Source organism: Shewanella corallii (genome assembly GCF_023349125.1).
GTDB lineage: Bacteria > Pseudomonadota > Gammaproteobacteria > Enterobacterales > Shewanellaceae > Shewanella > Shewanella corallii.
Window position 1 is genome coordinate 216,699 of the sequence record NZ_JAKIKT010000005.1, and the last position, 16,276, is coordinate 232,974.

Genomic DNA, 16,276 nt, shown 5'->3' on the forward strand with positions numbered 1-16,276 from the left:
ATTAATCCTCCGCCAGCGGTTTGAAGCGCTTCAGTTCCAGCAACTTGTAACCTGTGTACTGCCCCATGAGCAATACCATGGCCAGGATCACCAGGTGAATACCCAGGAAGTTAAATACCCAGTGTTGAACCCAGGTTGCGCTCATGGCCAGATAAGCAAGGGTCGCTACCAGCAGGCTACCGCCACCCTGAACCACAACCTCTTTGGCACCTTCCTCTTCCCACAGGATGGACATACGCTCGATAGTCCAGGCCAGAATAATCATAGGGAAGAAGGTAATGGTCAGGCCTTCGCTTAAGCCAAACTTGTACGACAGAATGGTAAACAGGCCGATTATGCCTATCACCACAATAATGACTGCCGATATTCGTGAAATAAGCAGCAGGTTAAGCCGTGACAGGTAGGAGCGAATCATCAGGCCGAAGGCGACAATCAGCAGGAAACCGACCAAACCTGTGAGCAGAGTGGTTTGAATAAAGGCCAGGGCAATCAAAACAGGCATAAAGGTGCCTGAGGTTTTGATACCGATAATGACGCGCAGGAACACCACCATTAACACGCCGACCGGGATAAGCAGGATGCCCTTGAACAGGCTTTGCTCTTCCAGTGGCAATTGATACAGAGAAAAGTCCCAGGCGTCCTGATTTTTCATCAGGTCGATAGAGGTTGCCAGTGCGCTGCGGGTGTCTTTCAACATCGAGAAAGACACCTGAGAATTAACGCCGCCGACAACATCAAGCACTGAATTACCGTCACGCTCCCACAGCAATACACTGTCAGGACGTCCCTCTTTGCCGTTTACCACGTCAAACAGGTGCCACTGGCCATCGTCATACACTTCTGCCAAAGGCACCAGAGATTGGCGGCGACGCTGATCTTCCAGGTACAAGCCATTCACTTCATGGGCTGCAATACCCTTGTCATGCAGCATGTTTACAAACAACTTGGTGACACTGTTACCGGTCAACAGCAGCTCAACGTTTTGGCTGCGGTCATCCGCGCCCAGAGTTTGCATCAACTGACGGGCAAAGCTGAGGTTATTGGCGCTGCGCGACCAGGCATCGTTAATCACCTGCTCTGCCGCGGTCTTCTCAGTCGCTGGCCAGATAGTGGTCTCGGGAGTAGGTGGAACTTCAGTGGCAGGCAGTTCATTCTTGCCTGAAGGCACCAGAGTCAATTTGTAATAGATATCCTGTTGACCATTGGCCGCCCGGGTAGACCAGATGGCGCGGCGGTTACCGGCTACATCAGTCACACTCAGGCCATAGCCGGAGGAGCTGGCGTTTTCGGTCAGAATATCGAATGCAGGGTCATTGGGCAGAGACAGGGAAACTTCCGCTGGCTCTCCGGTACCGATAAAGCTGACTTTGGCATCAACGGCCCAACTTTGTACCTGTTTGCCCGGCAGGAAGGGAACATTGTGCTCTATACCTCGATAGACACTGGCACCGATACCCAGAATAAACAGGAGTGCAACCAGCAGATAAAAGGGTTTACGGGATTGCATTATTGCTCCTTGTTAGCCGGGGCTGGTTGGGATTTGCCATGGATATAGCTCTGACTCACGTCAACTACAGCGATATCCTTCATAAACTTACGACCCAGCAGCAGAGGGTATTCCAGGTGACTGCGATCGGTCAGGTTAAGGTCAGTTTCAGCAGCATATTTACCGATTTTAAGGTGGGCACGAATAACCGGACGACGGTCGTCTCCGTTTTCAGCATCCTGCTTGATGCGTACAAACCTTTCAACACGGGACTCAAAGGTCTGAGCCGGAGCCTTTTCGCCTTTGGTGAAAATATCGAAGCGCACCCATTGATTACCATCGCGTTCGAACAGAATGATATTTCTGGCGTCGATAGAGGAGGACTCTGCTCCTGTATCTATGCGGGTGTTAAAGCTGGTCTTGAACTCTTCAACAAACACGTATTCCACTTCTCCAAGCAGAAATTTATCACCCAGAGTTTCAGGACACTTGGCTGGGATCTCAATGATCCTGGGTTCAGCTTCCTTTGCCGGCACGGAAATATGCTTTTGAATATTGCTGAGCTGTGATTGGATATCCGCCAAAGTTGCCGAATTGGTTTGGTTAGCTTTGGTCACCTGATCGAGGATCACCTGATTATTGGCGGCCAGAGAAGTTTCCAGCGTTTCAGCATCTACAGGGGCTGGGGTATGCGCCGAATTCTGGGTGGCCGCACATCCTGAAAGGAGAATTGCAGCGAGAACTGCGGTGTATCTTGGCTTCAGCATAGTCTTTACCATGTTATTGTTTAAGAGCGTCTCCCGCTCATTCATTGGTCGGTTTCTTACGTGCAATGATAGTGGCGCGTTTAGGCGCCTGATACCCTTCCACAGTTCGGGTGATATCCTGAGGGTCAAGATAGTCAACCAGAGACTCATTGGGCATCCATTCAGTGGTGCGCTGCTCTGCCAGAGAGGTCACGTCTACGTTGACGCAACGCACATCCACGAAATCACATTTCTCCAGCCAGCGGATTAGCGCAGGCACAGAGGGCAAATACCAAACGTTATTCATTTTGCCGTATCTGTCAGCCGGAACCAGGCAGGTATTTTCGTCACCATCTACGACCAGCGTCTCAAGCACAAGTTCACCATTGTTTTTGAGCTGATCTTTCAGTTGCAGCAGATGGTCGATAGGGGAGCGCCTATGATACAGCACGCCCATAGAAAATACGGTATCGAAGGCGTCCAGTGGTGGCAGTTGCTCAATGCCCAAAGGTAACAGGTGGACCGGCAAGTCTTCACCAATCAGGCGTTTAACGGCTTCAAACTGACACAGAAAGAGAGCGGAAGGGTCGATACCCACCACGCGCTCAGCGCCTTCTCCCAGCATGCGCCACATATGGTAGCCGCTGCCACAGCCTACATCCAGGATGGTGCGATATTTGAGCGGAGAGATATGCGGCAACACCCGATCCCATTTCCAGTCGCTGCGCCACTCCGTATCAATGTGGATACCATGGATATGAAATGGGCCTTTGCGCCATGGTTTGAGAATACCAAGCAGGTTTTTTAGTTTCTCCTGCTCTCCGGGGGTTAACTGATCACCTGTTCCAACAGTCACACTGTTTTTCAGGTCAACATGTTCTGGCTTGGGAAAGTTAAGTTTATTAAGAACTTTTTCCCACTTTGGCAGGTTGCCATGTTTGTTTTCGCGTTGCCAGTCACCAAGAATTGAAGGCATGGTCTCCAGCCAGTGTTGCAGGTTGGAGTCGGCAATCTGTTTATAAAAAGAGCTGAAACTTATCACTTAATGGCCACCATAGAGGCAAAATTAAAACACTGGAACCAGGTGCTGAAATGGCTGAATCCGATATCAGTGAGTCGGGTTTCGTGGGTCTGCATAGAATCTGGCTTCATAACGTTTTCGAGCGCGCTGCGTTTCTGGCTGATTTCCAGTTCGCTGTATCCATTGGCTCTTTTAAAGTCGAGATGTTGGGCATCCAGCAGCTCTTGAATTGCCTGATCTTCAAACCTGAGCTTTTCGGACAATACCAGAATGCCCCCTTTCTTCAGGCCGTTGAAAATGCGCTGCAGCAGCAGGATTCTGTCTTCAGGAGGCAGGAATTGCAGAGTAAAGTTGAGTATCACCATGGAGGCATTCTCAATCTTAATATCGCGGATATCCCCCTGTATCAGGTCGACTTTGGTATCACTGACATAGGCTGACAGGTTCTCCTGGCAGCGTTTAACCATGGATTCACTGTAATCAACCGCGATGATCTCGCAATCACGACCTTCTATCTGGCGTCTGACGCTCAAAGTCGCAGCACCCAATGAGCAACCAAGGTCGTACACCCGGGTTCCGGGTTTAACGGATCTGTGGGCAAAATCGCCAATAGTCGCGATTATCTGGGCATAGCCGGGTACTGAGCGGCGGATCATGTCACCGAACACGCCAGCGACACGGCTGTCGAATTGAAAGTCTGCGATTTGGTCGGCGGGTTGCGCGTAGATGGTGTCTTGGGAAGAGTTCATCTGAAGTTAATCAATGGAATGCAATGTAGCATTTTAGCCAATTGCTAAAGCCAGCAGCAAGTCCAGCTCTGGTAATTGCCCTGATTTTTCTGTCTAATAGCAATCCGGTTACATTATTGAAACATAAGTCGCTTTTCGATTCAGTAGGGATACTCTTTGAAAACACAGTTTTATCGTCGAAAAACCGTGTGGGGCTGCATATGCCTTTGCACCTGGCTTTTTTCTGCGGCGTTAGCCACGGCAGCGACTCAAAATTCTGCCCAAATCAAACCGATAGTCGTGGCTTATTCAGTTAATGATTATCCCTTAAGTTATCGTGATCCTGAGGGTGTCCCCTCTGGGATGTCTGTGACAATATGGCGGCGTTTGTTGGCCAATAAAGAACTCTCACCAGACTGGCAAGCGGTTTCAGATAGCAGTGAGAAAGGGACTGAGCAAGGGGCTTTGGGCCGTAAAACTCCACCGGATCTTATTTTACCGCCGCTGCCTATTCCCACTGATTATACAAAGCTCACCTTGCCTCTGGACCTGCAGGTCTATCTCTATCGTCGTCAATCATTGCAGAATGAATCTGTCACTCCCTACCGGGTAGGTGTGGTAAAGGGCTCACCGGCTTTAGCATTGGTACCCCATGAACTGCTTGGTAACCTGGTTGAATATCCGAGCCGTGACGACATGCTAAAGGATGCTGTCCGGGGGAACCTGATGGTGTTCGTGGACCTTCCAGGTGGTGACAGTTATTGGCGGGCAACAGGGTTATCGACAGCCGGGTGGCATGCCGAAGCGGTTGGGCGGCTGGCGTTAAATGTAGGCTTGAACCCGACTGGCGAGATCTCTCCAGATCAACTGTCATCAATGATAGGTCAGCTCAATAACGAATATATTGAAGAGCTTAAACGCAGTTTTTATGGCCCTGAGGCAGGTGAAAGTAAGCTGATTATCGCAGCACAAACTGGCATTTCGCCCTATGCAGATATTGGCAGCGATGGTCAGTTGCACGGTTTGTATGTGGATATCTGGCAAGCCTGGTCTGCCCAGACAGGTATTCCTGTCTCATTCCTGGCCTCTGACATGCAGCAATCACTCAAAGATGTATTTTTGGGATTGGCAGACGTTCAAATCGGTTATCCCCAAGGGGACACCAGCAAGCAATCTGTATTGGAAAGCGCCTGGCAGATTTACGGCGTAACCAGTCGGGTATTCACCCCTGTAAGTCATGAGTTCAACCCGACTGGGGCAGGAGAGACTTTGGGGGTATTTAAAACCGCCCCCTATATCGCAACGCTTAAAAGTGATTTGCCCAATGCGGAAATCACTGAGTATGAATCTTCAACCCAGATGCTGTCAGCGCTCGAATCCGGGCAGATAACCGCTATGGTTGCAGCCGGGCGCTGGGCCGAGACACTACTGGTGTCCAATGGTACCTGGGATCAATACCGGGTACTTGATGGTTTTGAATACTCAACCCGAATTGAAGCTTTGATTCTCCCTTCAAGACCAGCATTGAAAAAAATCATTGCAGATGGCTTTGCTGCTATTCCCGGAGATGTGCTCGCTGAGGTTGAAGCCAAATGGATTTATGGGCCCAGAGACAGGTATTACGCCCAGCAAGCGAGTCAGGTGCCATTGTCCGCGGCTGAGCGTGGTTATCTTGACCAGTTGGGGGAGCTTAACGTCGGCTATTTAAATGATTGGGCGCCCTTTGAGTTTACCCGCGACACCAGAATGAGCGGAATTAATGCAGAGGTTCTTCAACTTATTGGTACCCGTCTTGGCGTTCCCTTGCGTCCCCGGGCCTATGAAAGCTTTCAACAGTTGCAGCAGGCTCTTCGCGTTGGAGAGGTGCAGATGATAGGCTCGCTGCAGCCCAGCGCAGACAGGTTGCAGGATATCAGTTTTACTGACAGCTACTGGCCTTCACCCTGGGCTGTTGCCAGCACCGATGACAGCCGCATATTTTCGCTGGGTCAGTTGGCCGGTAAGAAAGTGATGGTGGTCGAAGGGTATAGCATGGCCGCAGATTTGATGCTGATGCGACCAAAAATCGAACTCATCATGGTGTCGGATGTGAACGACGGACTCAGTCGGCTGGTGGCAGGGGAAGCAGACCTTCTGATCGGCAAATTGGCAGCGCTTGCCTGGGAAGTGCAGCAGGGGGAATATGACCTGCGCCTGTCCATGTTGACCGATGTTGGCGCCGAGCGCAGTCATATAGGCGTAAACAATCAATACAGCGGCCTGGTACCACTGATTAATCGTGCGCTTCAACATATTGAAGAGCACGAAATGCGTGCGATTTATGAGCATTGGGTGCCGGCGGATCTGAGGCGTCAGGAGATGTCACTGTCTCAGGGCTTTGCATTGCCCTGGCCTATGGCAGTTGGGATTCTTGTTATTTGCCTGGTGAGTGTATTGGGGTATCGCATGTTTGCCCGAAATCGTTCGATCGATTTTCTGCAAACCGACCCACAAACCGGTTTGATAGGCCGCCACCTGTTAGATGACAGGTTGAATCAGGCTGTGCTGTTGCACCATAGACAACAGGCCAGGTTTGCTCTGTTTTTTATTTCCATTGAAGGCATGGAGGCGATAGCGGCTACATCGGGTAAAGATGCAGCAGAGGCCGCCCTGAGCCGAATGGTGGCCAGGTTGGCGGCGGGTATTCGTCGCTCGGATACTCTTGCCCGGTTCAGCCATCAGGAACTGGTCGTTATACTGCCTTTTGTCAGTAACGAGGAGCATCTGGGACAACTTGCCAGAAATATTCAGAGCTTGCTGACAGAGGGTGACCCGGAAATCGAGTCCAGCCTGCTTAAGGTCGGTATAGGTATCGCGCTGTATCCAAAGGATGGGGTGGACCCAATAGCCTTGATGGCGCAGGCTGCAAAATTGACTGAACAGGCACTGGAGTCCGGGGCCGGGATACGTGTGGCCTGACAGCCCAGCGCAGTGGAAAATATGTGACCTGGGCTAACCCTTATCTGTTATTGATTAATTTCTGGCTGATACTTCGCCGACTGGCAGTGATCTGCTTTGGCAATCGGCATTCTTTCTCTATAATGCCCCATTGATTTTTATTCTCCAGTACCGAATTCGGGATTAAAGGAAAAGCGAGATGCGCACTCATTATTGTGGAGACGTCAACAAGTCTCACGTTGGACAAGAAGTTACCCTGGTTGGTTGGGTGAACCGCAGCCGTGATTTAGGTGGCGTGGTGTTTTTGGATCTGCGTGACCGTGAAGGTCTGATCCAGGTAGTTTATGACCCAGACCTGCAGGAAGTGTTTGACGTTGCCAGCAGCCTGCGCAGTGAGTTCTGCGTTCAGGTTAAAGGTGTTGTGCGCGCCCGTCCTGACAGCCAGGTTAACGCCAATATGCGTACCGGCGAAATCGAAATTTTGGGTAAAGAACTGACCATCATCAATGAGTCTGCGCCACTGCCACTGAGCATGGATAACCATCAGAACAATAGCGAAGAGCAGCGTCTGAAGTACCGTTATCTGGATCTGCGTCGTCCTGAAATGGCCCAGCGTTTGATTTTCCGCTCCAAAGTGACCAGCGCAGTACGCCGCTTCCTTGATGGCAATGGCTTCCTGGATATCGAAACCCCAATCCTGACCAAGGCCACTCCGGAAGGCGCCCGTGACTACCTGGTACCGAGCCGTACTTACAAAGGTCAGTTCTTTGCACTGCCTCAGTCTCCACAGCTGTTTAAGCAGCTGCTGATGATGTCTGGTTTCGATCGCTACTATCAAATCGTTAAGTGCTTCCGTGACGAAGACCTGCGTGCTGACCGTCAGCCAGAATTCACTCAGATCGATATCGAAACCTCTTTCATGTCTTCTGAGCAGGTGATGGCCAAGACTGAAGAGATGGTGCGCAGCCTGTTCCTGGAACTGCTGAACGTAGATCTGGGTAACTTCCCACGTATGACCTGGCACGAAGCTATGCGTCGTTTCGGCTCTGATAAGCCTGATCTGCGTAACCCACTGGAACTGTGTGACGTTGCTGACTTGCTGGCCGGTATTGAATTTGCGGTATTCAAAGGCCCATCTGAAGATCCGGAAGGTCGTGTTGCCGCTATCCGTGTACCGGGTGGTGCCACTCTGAGCCGTAAGCAGATTGACGACTACACTAAGTTCGTTGGTATCTACGGTGCCAAAGGTCTGGCCTGGATGAAGATTAACGATCTGGCTGCCGGTATGGAAGGCATCCAGTCTCCAGTACTCAAGTTCCTGTCTGAAGAGATGGTGAACAGCATTATCGAGCGCACCGGTGCCCAGACTGGCGACATCCTGCTGTTCGGTGCTGACAAGGCCAACATCGTGGCTGAAGCCATGGGCGCGCTGCGTCTGAAGCTGGGTGAGGATTTTGACCTGTTGAAAGGCGAGTGGGCTCCTCTGTGGGTGGTTGACTTCCCAATGTTCGAGAAGGCTGATGGCCGTCTGTACGCTGTTCACCATCCATTTACTGCGCCAAGCAGCGTTACTGCTGCTGAGCTGGAAGCCAACCCGGCCGACGCTGTGTCTGATGCCTATGATATGGTTCTGAACGGTTGCGAACTGGGCGGTGGTTCTGTTCGTATTCACAACAGCGAAATGCAGAGCGCGGTATTCCGAATTCTGGGTATCGACGATGAAGAAGCCAAAGAGAAATTCGGCTTCCTGCTGGAAGCACTGCGCTATGGTACTCCACCGCACGCAGGTCTGGCCTTCGGCCTGGACCGTCTGATCATGTTGATGACTGGTGCTCAGTCTATTCGTGACGTGATGGCCTTCCCGAAAACCACCACTGCGGCCTGTCCGCTGACCAACGCGCCGGGACATGCGAATCCGGCTCAGCTGGAAGAGCTTGGCATCGCAGTAGTTGCCAAGAAGACTGAAAGCGAAGATGATGTAACACGCACTTAATAAAGACGAATAAGCGCGCTGTAGCAATGATTTAAGTACCGAGGCTCAGGCCTCGGTCTGTTTTTCAGGGCAACGCAATTGTTGCCCAAGGCAACGGAGAATGAGATATGGCAGGTCACAGTAAATGGGCCAACATCAGACACCGTAAAGCTGCCCAGGATGCCAAACGTGGCAAGCTGTTCACCAAATTTATTCGTGAGCTGACAGTGGCTGCCCGTGAAGGTGGCTCAGATGCGGATTCCAACCCACGTTTGCGTGCGGCTATCGATAAAGCGCTTTCCAACAACATGACCCGTGACACGGTTGAACGTGCCATTAAGCGCGGTGCCGGCGAGATGGATGGTCAGGTACTGGAAACCATCATTTATGAAGGCTATGGTCCGGGCGGTACAGCCGTGATGGTTGAGTGTATGACTGACAACCGTAACCGCACTGTGAGCGGTGTGCGTAACGCCTTCTCCAAATCCGGCGGCAGCCTGGGTACTGATGGCTGTGTAGGTTACATGTTTGCCAAACGCGGCGTGATCTCCTTTGACGACAGTGTCGATGAAGAGTCCATTATGGATGCGGCATTGGAAGCCGGAGCTGAAGATGTGATCACCCATGAAGATGGTGCCATTGACGTATACACCACACCTGAAGAGTTTGGTAGCGTTAAAGATGCGCTGGATGCTGCAGGTTTTACTTCGGTTAACGCTGAAGTGACCATGGTGCCGGACAATAAGTCAGAGCTGGATGCGGATACCGCGCCCAAGTTTCTGCGCTTGATTGATACTTTGGAAGATCACGATGATGTTCAGGAGGTATACCACAATGCGGATATCTCTGATGAAATCATGGAATCGCTGGAATAAGGATAATTGATACTCTATGACAATTATTCTGGGTGTTGACCCTGGCTCAAGGATCACAGGCTATGGTGTGATCCAGTGTCAGGGCAGACACCAACTCTATCTGGGAAGTGGCTGTATTCGCACCTCTTCCGATGAACTTCCCGTCAGACTCAAGCAAATCTATGATGGCATTTCCGAAATTATCCGCCAGTATCAGCCGGATCAATTCGCCATCGAAAAAGTGTTTATGGCCAAGAACGCCGACTCGGCCCTTAAGCTGGGTCAGGCCAGAGGGGCTGCTATTGTTGCAGCCACTGTGGCAGATTTGCCTGTGTCTGAGTACAGTGCGACACAAATTAAAAGCGCGGTGGTTGGTACGGGCAGGGCAGAGAAAGCCCAGATGCAGCATATGATTACCCAACTACTGAAACTGCCGGCAACACCCCAGGCGGATGCGGCCGATGCCTTGAGTGTGGCGGTTTGTCATTACCATACCAGTCAAAGCCTGGTGGCCTTGGCGGGCAGAGCTACGCGCCGCAGCCATGGTCGTTATAAGTAGTCCGGTTTGGGCGAACGTAAAAACTGAATAACAGGAATAACAATGATAGGAAGACTGCAAGGGACTCTGGTTGAAAAGCAGGCACCGGATATCGTATTGGATGTGAACGGCGTAGGCTATGAAGTACAGATGCCGCTGACCAGCTTTTATGAACTGCCTGAGCTTGATCAGCAAGCATTGATCTATACCCATTTTGTGGTGCGTGAAGACGCTCAATTGTTGTATGGTTTTATCAGCAAACAGGAACGTGCACTGTTTCGTTTGTTGATTAAAGCCAATGGTGTTGGGCCAAAATTGGCACTGACCATTTTATCGGGTATGACGTCAGCCGAATTTGTGGGCTGTGTTGAGCGTGACGATATCGCCACTTTGGTAAAACTGCCGGGTGTGGGTAAGAAGACTGCTGAACGTTTACTGGTAGAGATGCGCGATAAGCTTAAGAGTCTGCTGGACGCATCTACCGCCGGTGGCAATGAGTTTAAACTTCAGAGTAACTTTACCCCAGAGCCCGTGGCTAACACTGCCGAAGAAGATGCGATTGCTGCCCTGTTGGCGCTCGGCTATAAACCGGCTCAGGCCAGTCGTGCGGTAAGCGCGGTAATGACAGAAGGAATGGATTCAGAGACCCTGATTAAAGCGGCTCTCAAGTCCATGCTGTAAGGAATCGAAATGATTGAAGCTGACAGGCTGATCCAACCCCAGATGATGGGGCAAGATGAGGTTGTTGACCGCGCCATGCGGCCCAAAATGCTTGATGAGTATACTGGTCAGGATGATGCCAGAGCCCAGCTAAAGGTATTTATCGAGGCTGCCAGACGCCGGGGTGAAGCCCTTGACCATATGCTTATCTATGGCCCTCCCGGCCTGGGTAAAACGACGCTGGCTATGATTGTGGCCAACGAGATGGATGTGAATATCAAATCCACCTCTGGCCCGGTGCTTGAAAAAGCCGGTGATCTGGCGGCATTGCTGACCAACCTGGAAGAGGGTGATGTTCTCTTTATTGATGAGATCCATCGTCTGAGCCCTGTGGTGGAAGAGATCCTGTATCCAGCCATGGAGGATTATCAGCTGGATATCATGATAGGTGAGGGGCCAGCTGCCCGTTCAATCAAGCTGGACTTGCCCCCGTTCACTCTGATTGGCGCGACCACCAAGGCGGGTTCACTCACATCGCCATTGCGTGCCCGATTCGGTATTCCGCTGCGCCTTGAGTTCTATAATGTGCAGGATCTGTCAACCATTGTGGCCCGTTCTGCCAAGGTGATGGAGATCAGCATGGATGACGATGGTGCCAGAGAAATTGCCCGTCGTTCCCGTGGTACGCCCCGTATCGCCAATCGCCTGCTGCGTCGGGTGCGCGACTATGCTGAGGTGAAACACGACGGTGTTATCACCGCAGATGTTGCCGAGCAGGCGTTGGACATGTTGGATGTCGACGGTGAAGGGTTCGACTTTATGGACCGTAAACTGCTGCTGGCAATCATAGATAAGTTTATGGGCGGACCGGTTGGCCTGGATAACCTGGCTGCTGCTATTGGTGAAGAGCGGGATACCATAGAAGATGTGCTGGAACCCTTTTTGATTCAGCAGGGCTTTATTCAACGTACCCCGCGGGGACGTATGGCAACCCACAGAGCCTATCTGCATTTCGGTTTGGATAAGCCGGAATAAATCATTACCGGATGATATTGGTGGATCAGCAAAAAATTCAGTAAATTTTGTATTTTCTACAGGTATTTACCATTTTTTGAAGTGATCCACCTTTAAGCCGTTCTCCAAAATTGGCACTATGCTAATATCCAGTCTCCCTACGAAATAGTTAATAAATTCAGGAACCCGTCACATGATTTTTTCTCAGGTCACTCAGGCGCCCGCCGACCCTATCCTTGGTCTTACCGAAGCATTTAAAGCTGATGCCCGCAGCGGCAAAGTTAACCTTGGCGTGGGTATCTACAAGGACGAGGCCGGTGAAACGCCGGTGCTGCGCAGCGTAAAGCAGGCTGAAGCCCGTTTGCTGGAGCAGGAAAAAACCAAGAACTATCTGGGAATTGACGGTGTTCAGGCATACAACCAGGCCGTACTTGAGCTGCTGTTTGGCAAAGGCAGTGAGCTGATTGCTCAAAACCGCGCGCAGGCATCTCAGGCGCCGGGTGGCACAGGCGCACTGCGTATTGCCAGTGAATTTGTGATGAGTAATACCCAGTCACGCACTATCTGGGTGAGTAACCCAACCTGGGCAAACCATCAGAACGTATTTGAAACCGCTGGCCTGCAGGTTAAAGAGTACACTTACTATCGCGCTGAAGATCATGGTATGGACTTTGACGCCATGATGGCTGATCTGGCCACCGCTGAGCAGGGTGATCTGGTATTGCTGCACGGTTGCTGCCATAACCCGACCGGTATCGACCCAACAATCGAGCAGTGGCAGCAAATCGGCGAACTGTGCCGTGACAAAGGCCTGGTGCCATTGTTCGACTTCGCGTACCAGGGCTTTGGCGCCGGTATTGAGGAAGATGCACAGGGCCTGCGTATTGTCGCCGCCATGGTGCCAGAGATGCTGGTTGCCAGCTCCTTCTCCAAGAACTTTGGTCTCTACAATGAGCGTATCGGTGCAGTGACTGTGGTTGCTGCTGACACTGAGACCAAAGACAAGGCGTTCAGCCAGGTCAAGCGTACTATTCGTGCCAGTTACTCCAACCCGCCAGCCCACGGTGCCTTGATTGTGAGCACCATTCTGGGTGATGAGACTCTGCGCGCTGAGTGGGAAGCTGAACTGACAGAAATGCGTGAGCGTATTGCCGAAATGCGCACTCTGTTTGTTGATAGCCTGGCTGCTGCCGGCGTGACTCAGGACTTCAGCTTTATATCCACTCAGAACGGCATGTTCAGCTTCTCTGGTCTGAATAAAGATCAGGTTGCCCGTCTGAAAGATGAGTTCGGTGTATATATCGTGGGCTCAGGCCGTATCAGCGTCGCTGGCATGACTAAATCCAATATGCCGGTAATCTGTAAGGCGATTGCAGCTGTGTTGTAATCTGAGGCTTCAGATTGGCAAAGCTATGTGGAGGCGACTCTGCATAGCTTTTTGTTTTTCTGGGGACTAAGTTGTTGCTGATTGCGTTCAGTGGTGAGGCTTGCAATAGGCAAGCTGCGCTTACCGGAAAATCGGGGGCTTCGCCCGCGTTTGGGTTGTGTAATCGCCTATAGGCGATAGAAAGTCGTGGGTTCCACCCACACGGGGCAAGAGGGGATCAACAGCAATTCCCTCTTGCATCTCCCTTGCCGCCCCAACCGAAGTTGTGATCCATCGTAAAATGACTTCAATTACGCAATCGCCATCGATTCCACATCCCTGTATCAGCGATGGCTGCTCTGTCATCCATGACAGAGCTTGCTATTGCAGCCATTTCCCTTCGGCAACTTCGGATGGGGACTAGGTGTACTCTTCAGTTCATTTGTTTCCCATTCTGTGAAGGCAACTAGGAAGAAATCCTTCATGGTTGGTAGTACAAACACACTATTAAATTAAGCAACTATGTTGATAGCAGTCACATCGAATCTTAGCGCATGCATAGTAAAATGAAGAATCACCTATTCGAGGTAAGCGCATGTTTAAGAACGTAAAGTCTATAAAAAACTTCGGTATTTTCAAGAATGTCAATACTAACGCTGGTCTGCCTTTCTATCAATTCAACCTGTTTTACGGCTTCAACTATTCAGGAAAGACCACGCTGTCACGTATCTTTCGAGCAATGCAGTTAGGTGAAATGCCTGAAGGCTTCACCGGGGCATCTTTTGAAGTCGATTGTCATGATGCTGGTTCTATTAAAAGTAATAACTTACAGAAAGTAGAAAACCTACGTGTTTTTAATTCAGATTACATAGCTAAAAATGTTAACTTTGATGAATCAAGTGTAAGCCCTGTTTTGATCGTAGGTGAACGTAACATTGAGCTAGAGACTGAACTCCAAGCACTTGAAGATTCCATCCCAGCAAAGGAAGCGGAGCGAGATCAAAACATAGGATTCGCAGCAAGCAAAGAAAAAGAGAAGAACAATCGTCTGACTGAAGTTGGTCGAAATGTTGCTGTATTGAGTATTTTGGGTAGGTCTACATTTAATGCTTCAAGTGTAAGAACAATGCTTGCATCTGCTGAAGCTAGTCATGATCTAACACCAGAACAAGTGAGTGCTTATATCGATACAGCAAGGGCCACTGCTGCATCAAGTGTACCTATAGTTAAATTTAGTGTCCCAGACATGATAGGTGTTTTTGGTGATATTGACTCAATCATGGCTACCTCGGTAACACAGGCAACTATTGCTGAATTGGACGCAGATAACAGACTTAGAAGTTGGGTTGAAGAGGGAATAGAGCGTAACGCTGGACACACAACCTGCCAGTTCTGTGGCAACACGCTCAGTCAGGCACGAATTGACGAGTTAAATGCTTATTTTTCGAAAGCGTATAAAGACCTAAGCCGAAGGATTGATACTGCTATCGCTTCGGTTCAATCACAATCATTTGCATCAAGCATTCCAGACACCAGTCAACTTTACCCAGACCTACAGAAAAACTTTGACGAATTAAGAAGCCAAATCCAGCCAATACATAATTCTGTCGGAGAACTAAAAGCGTCACTAGTTAAGCTATTGACTGACAAAAAAGAGCACATGGGAGAGGTTCTTCCATTTAATGCTTCAGACTATCATTTACCGCTAGTTACAGGCTTGATAGAGCAGTTCAACGCAGTAATTACAGAGCACAATGAACGGGCTGCTAACCATTCCACAGAGCAGCGTCAAGCTATTGAAGCAATTAAACGCCACTATGTTTACCAAGAAACACAGAACTACGACCACCCCCAAACACAGCTTGATATACAAGCGTTTAAAGATGCCTCTGTTACTATACAAGACGAGATTAACGCTAATAAGGCGCGTATTGATGCAATAAAGGCAGAGCTGAATAACACCAGACAAGGTGCACAAAGCCTAAACGACAATTTGAGACAGTACTTCGGTAAGACTGATATAGAAATCAAGCCGGTAGATGGCACGTATAAGTTCATGCGTGAAGATCGAGAGGCGAAGCACTTATCTGATGGTGAGCGCACTGCAATAGCATTCGCGTACTTCATTACACAACTAGAAGATGAATCTTTAAATGGTACTAAACCCATTGTGTATTTGGATGATCCGATCTGTAGTCTTGATTCAAACCACATCTATAACGTTCTTGGCATTATTAAAAATAAGTTAGGACATGAGCATGTAGAACAGCTTTTCATTTCTATGCATAACTTTGAGTTCTTCAACTTAGTAAAAACGTGGTTGTCTTATTTCAGTAAAACTAAGACAGGCATAGCAAAGCGAGCACAATTCTTCTTAGTTAATCGTACCAGAGACCAATCCAAGATTGACCCATTGCCTAAACTGCTAAAAGATCACAGATCTGAATATGCATACCTTATCAGTAAGGTGAAAGAGGCTGTCGAGCGACCAGAGCATTGTGATTCTGTTGCTGTGCAGTCGTACCTAAGAAAGATACTAGAAGTCTACTTTTCGTTCCGTTTCAATTTGACTGAGTTCAGGGCGAACGGAAAAGACCAGATAGCACCTAACTTGCTGAAAGGGATTGAAGATGCAGAAGTTAAAGCAAATATGCTGTATGAATATATGAATGAAAAATGCCATGCTAAATCAATGGAACTAGGTGTTAAGTTTCCTGAAGCAGTGCAGCCTCAGTTAACTAATGCATGGGGCATCATTACGAATGCTATAGAAACTAATGACAAGCCACACTATGATGCATATTACGCCTAACCCTAAAGAATCACGTTGTTTGTCCTCTTGATAGCCGTGAGACAAACGTAAATCGCGTGGTATGAATCGCTAGCCATCACTATTTACTAAAAAGGCTCCCGGTGGGAGCCTTTTGAATTTAAATGAGGTCAGCAAAGCGCAT

General features: G+C 49.6%; 12 protein-coding genes. 8 read left to right on the forward strand and 4 right to left on the reverse strand.

Going from position 1 to position 16,276, the window contains the following annotated elements:
• Position 1: 1 nt before the first annotated feature.
• From L2725_RS14095 to cmoA, 4 genes are read right to left on the reverse strand one after another with little or no spacing between them, the layout of a single operon-like run.
• Positions 2–1,507 (reverse strand): inactive transglutaminase family protein, encoded by a 1,506-nt coding sequence (locus L2725_RS14095; RefSeq protein WP_249249531.1) that lies wholly within the window; start codon positions 1,505–1,507, stop codon positions 2–4.
• A complete protein-coding gene (locus L2725_RS14100; RefSeq protein ID WP_249249532.1) occupies positions 1,507–2,253 on the reverse strand; it encodes an ATP-dependent zinc protease family protein in 747 nt (248 codons plus the stop codon). Before L2725_RS14100 ends, L2725_RS14095 begins: the two co-directional genes overlap by 1 nt.
• 37 nt (positions 2,254–2,290) lie before the next feature.
• Positions 2,291–3,274, reverse strand: coding sequence for a tRNA 5-methoxyuridine(34)/uridine 5-oxyacetic acid(34) synthase CmoB (cmoB, locus tag L2725_RS14105; protein WP_249249533.1), 984 nt, complete (start codon positions 3,272–3,274; stop codon positions 2,291–2,293).
• Positions 3,271–4,002, reverse strand: a complete 732-nt coding sequence (cmoA, locus tag L2725_RS14110) for a carboxy-S-adenosyl-L-methionine synthase CmoA (protein WP_249249534.1) — start codon at positions 4,000–4,002, stop codon at positions 3,271–3,273. The genes cmoB and cmoA overlap by 4 nt, the downstream gene beginning before the upstream one ends.
• Before the next feature lie 342 nt (positions 4,003–4,344).
• On the opposite strand from cmoA, the gene L2725_RS14115 reads away from it, so the two are divergent.
• From L2725_RS14115 to L2725_RS14150, 8 genes are all read left to right on the forward strand, one after another.
• Positions 4,345–6,939, forward strand: coding sequence for a transporter substrate-binding domain-containing diguanylate cyclase (locus tag L2725_RS14115; protein ID WP_249249535.1), 2,595 nt, complete (start codon positions 4,345–4,347; stop codon positions 6,937–6,939).
• 178 nt (positions 6,940–7,117) lie between these two features.
• Entirely contained in the window at positions 7,118–8,911 is a 1,794-nt protein-coding gene (aspS, locus tag L2725_RS14120) for an aspartate--tRNA ligase (protein WP_249249536.1), read from the forward strand.
• 107 nt (positions 8,912–9,018) lie between these two features.
• Positions 9,019–9,765: a YebC/PmpR family DNA-binding transcriptional regulator gene (locus tag L2725_RS14125; protein ID WP_249249537.1), complete on the forward strand. Its 747-nt coding sequence runs from the start codon at positions 9,019–9,021 to the stop codon at positions 9,763–9,765.
• A 16-nt stretch (positions 9,766–9,781) separates the two neighbouring features.
• On the forward strand, positions 9,782–10,303 hold the full coding sequence (gene ruvC / locus L2725_RS14130; RefSeq protein WP_115138783.1) for a crossover junction endodeoxyribonuclease RuvC: 522 nt from the start codon (positions 9,782–9,784) through the stop codon (positions 10,301–10,303).
• Between the two features lie 42 nt (positions 10,304–10,345).
• Positions 10,346–10,963, forward strand: a complete 618-nt coding sequence (gene ruvA / locus L2725_RS14135) for a Holliday junction branch migration protein RuvA (protein WP_249249538.1) — start codon at positions 10,346–10,348, stop codon at positions 10,961–10,963.
• Between the two features lie 9 nt (positions 10,964–10,972).
• A complete protein-coding gene (ruvB, locus tag L2725_RS14140; RefSeq protein WP_115138785.1) occupies positions 10,973–11,977 on the forward strand; it encodes a Holliday junction branch migration DNA helicase RuvB in 1,005 nt (334 codons plus the stop codon).
• A 172-nt stretch (positions 11,978–12,149) separates the two neighbouring features.
• Positions 12,150–13,343: an amino acid aminotransferase gene (locus L2725_RS14145; protein ID WP_249249539.1), complete on the forward strand. Its 1,194-nt coding sequence runs from the start codon at positions 12,150–12,152 to the stop codon at positions 13,341–13,343.
• A gap of 574 nt (positions 13,344–13,917) precedes the next feature.
• Positions 13,918–16,134 carry an AAA family ATPase gene (locus tag L2725_RS14150; protein ID WP_249249540.1) on the forward strand — a complete coding sequence of 739 codons (2,217 nt, stop codon included), beginning with the start codon at positions 13,918–13,920 and terminating at the stop codon, positions 16,132–16,134.
• Positions 16,135–16,276 lie beyond the last annotated feature (142 nt).

Bases quoted from the DNA above. Each gene is read 5' to 3' on its own strand.
- aspS (WP_249249536.1), top strand. From the start codon at position 7,118: ATGCGCACTCATTATTGTGGAGACGTCAACAAGTCTCACGTTGGACAA.
- cmoA (WP_249249534.1), bottom strand. From the start codon at position 4,002: ATGAACTCTTCCCAAGACACCATCTACGCGCAACCCGCCGACCAAATC.
- ruvA (WP_249249538.1), top strand. From the start codon at position 10,346: ATGATAGGAAGACTGCAAGGGACTCTGGTTGAAAAGCAGGCACCGGAT.
- L2725_RS14150 (WP_249249540.1), top strand. From the start codon at position 13,918: ATGTTTAAGAACGTAAAGTCTATAAAAAACTTCGGTATTTTCAAGAAT.
- L2725_RS14145 (WP_249249539.1), top strand. From the start codon at position 12,150: ATGATTTTTTCTCAGGTCACTCAGGCGCCCGCCGACCCTATCCTTGGT.
- L2725_RS14125 (WP_249249537.1), top strand. From the start codon at position 9,019: ATGGCAGGTCACAGTAAATGGGCCAACATCAGACACCGTAAAGCTGCC.
- L2725_RS14100 (WP_249249532.1), bottom strand. From the start codon at position 2,253: ATGCTGAAGCCAAGATACACCGCAGTTCTCGCTGCAATTCTCCTTTCA.
- ruvC (WP_115138783.1), top strand. From the start codon at position 9,782: ATGACAATTATTCTGGGTGTTGACCCTGGCTCAAGGATCACAGGCTAT.
- L2725_RS14115 (WP_249249535.1), top strand. From the start codon at position 4,345: ATGTCTGTGACAATATGGCGGCGTTTGTTGGCCAATAAAGAACTCTCA.
- ruvB (WP_115138785.1), top strand. From the start codon at position 10,973: ATGATTGAAGCTGACAGGCTGATCCAACCCCAGATGATGGGGCAAGAT.
- L2725_RS14095 (WP_249249531.1), bottom strand. From the start codon at position 1,507: ATGCAATCCCGTAAACCCTTTTATCTGCTGGTTGCACTCCTGTTTATT.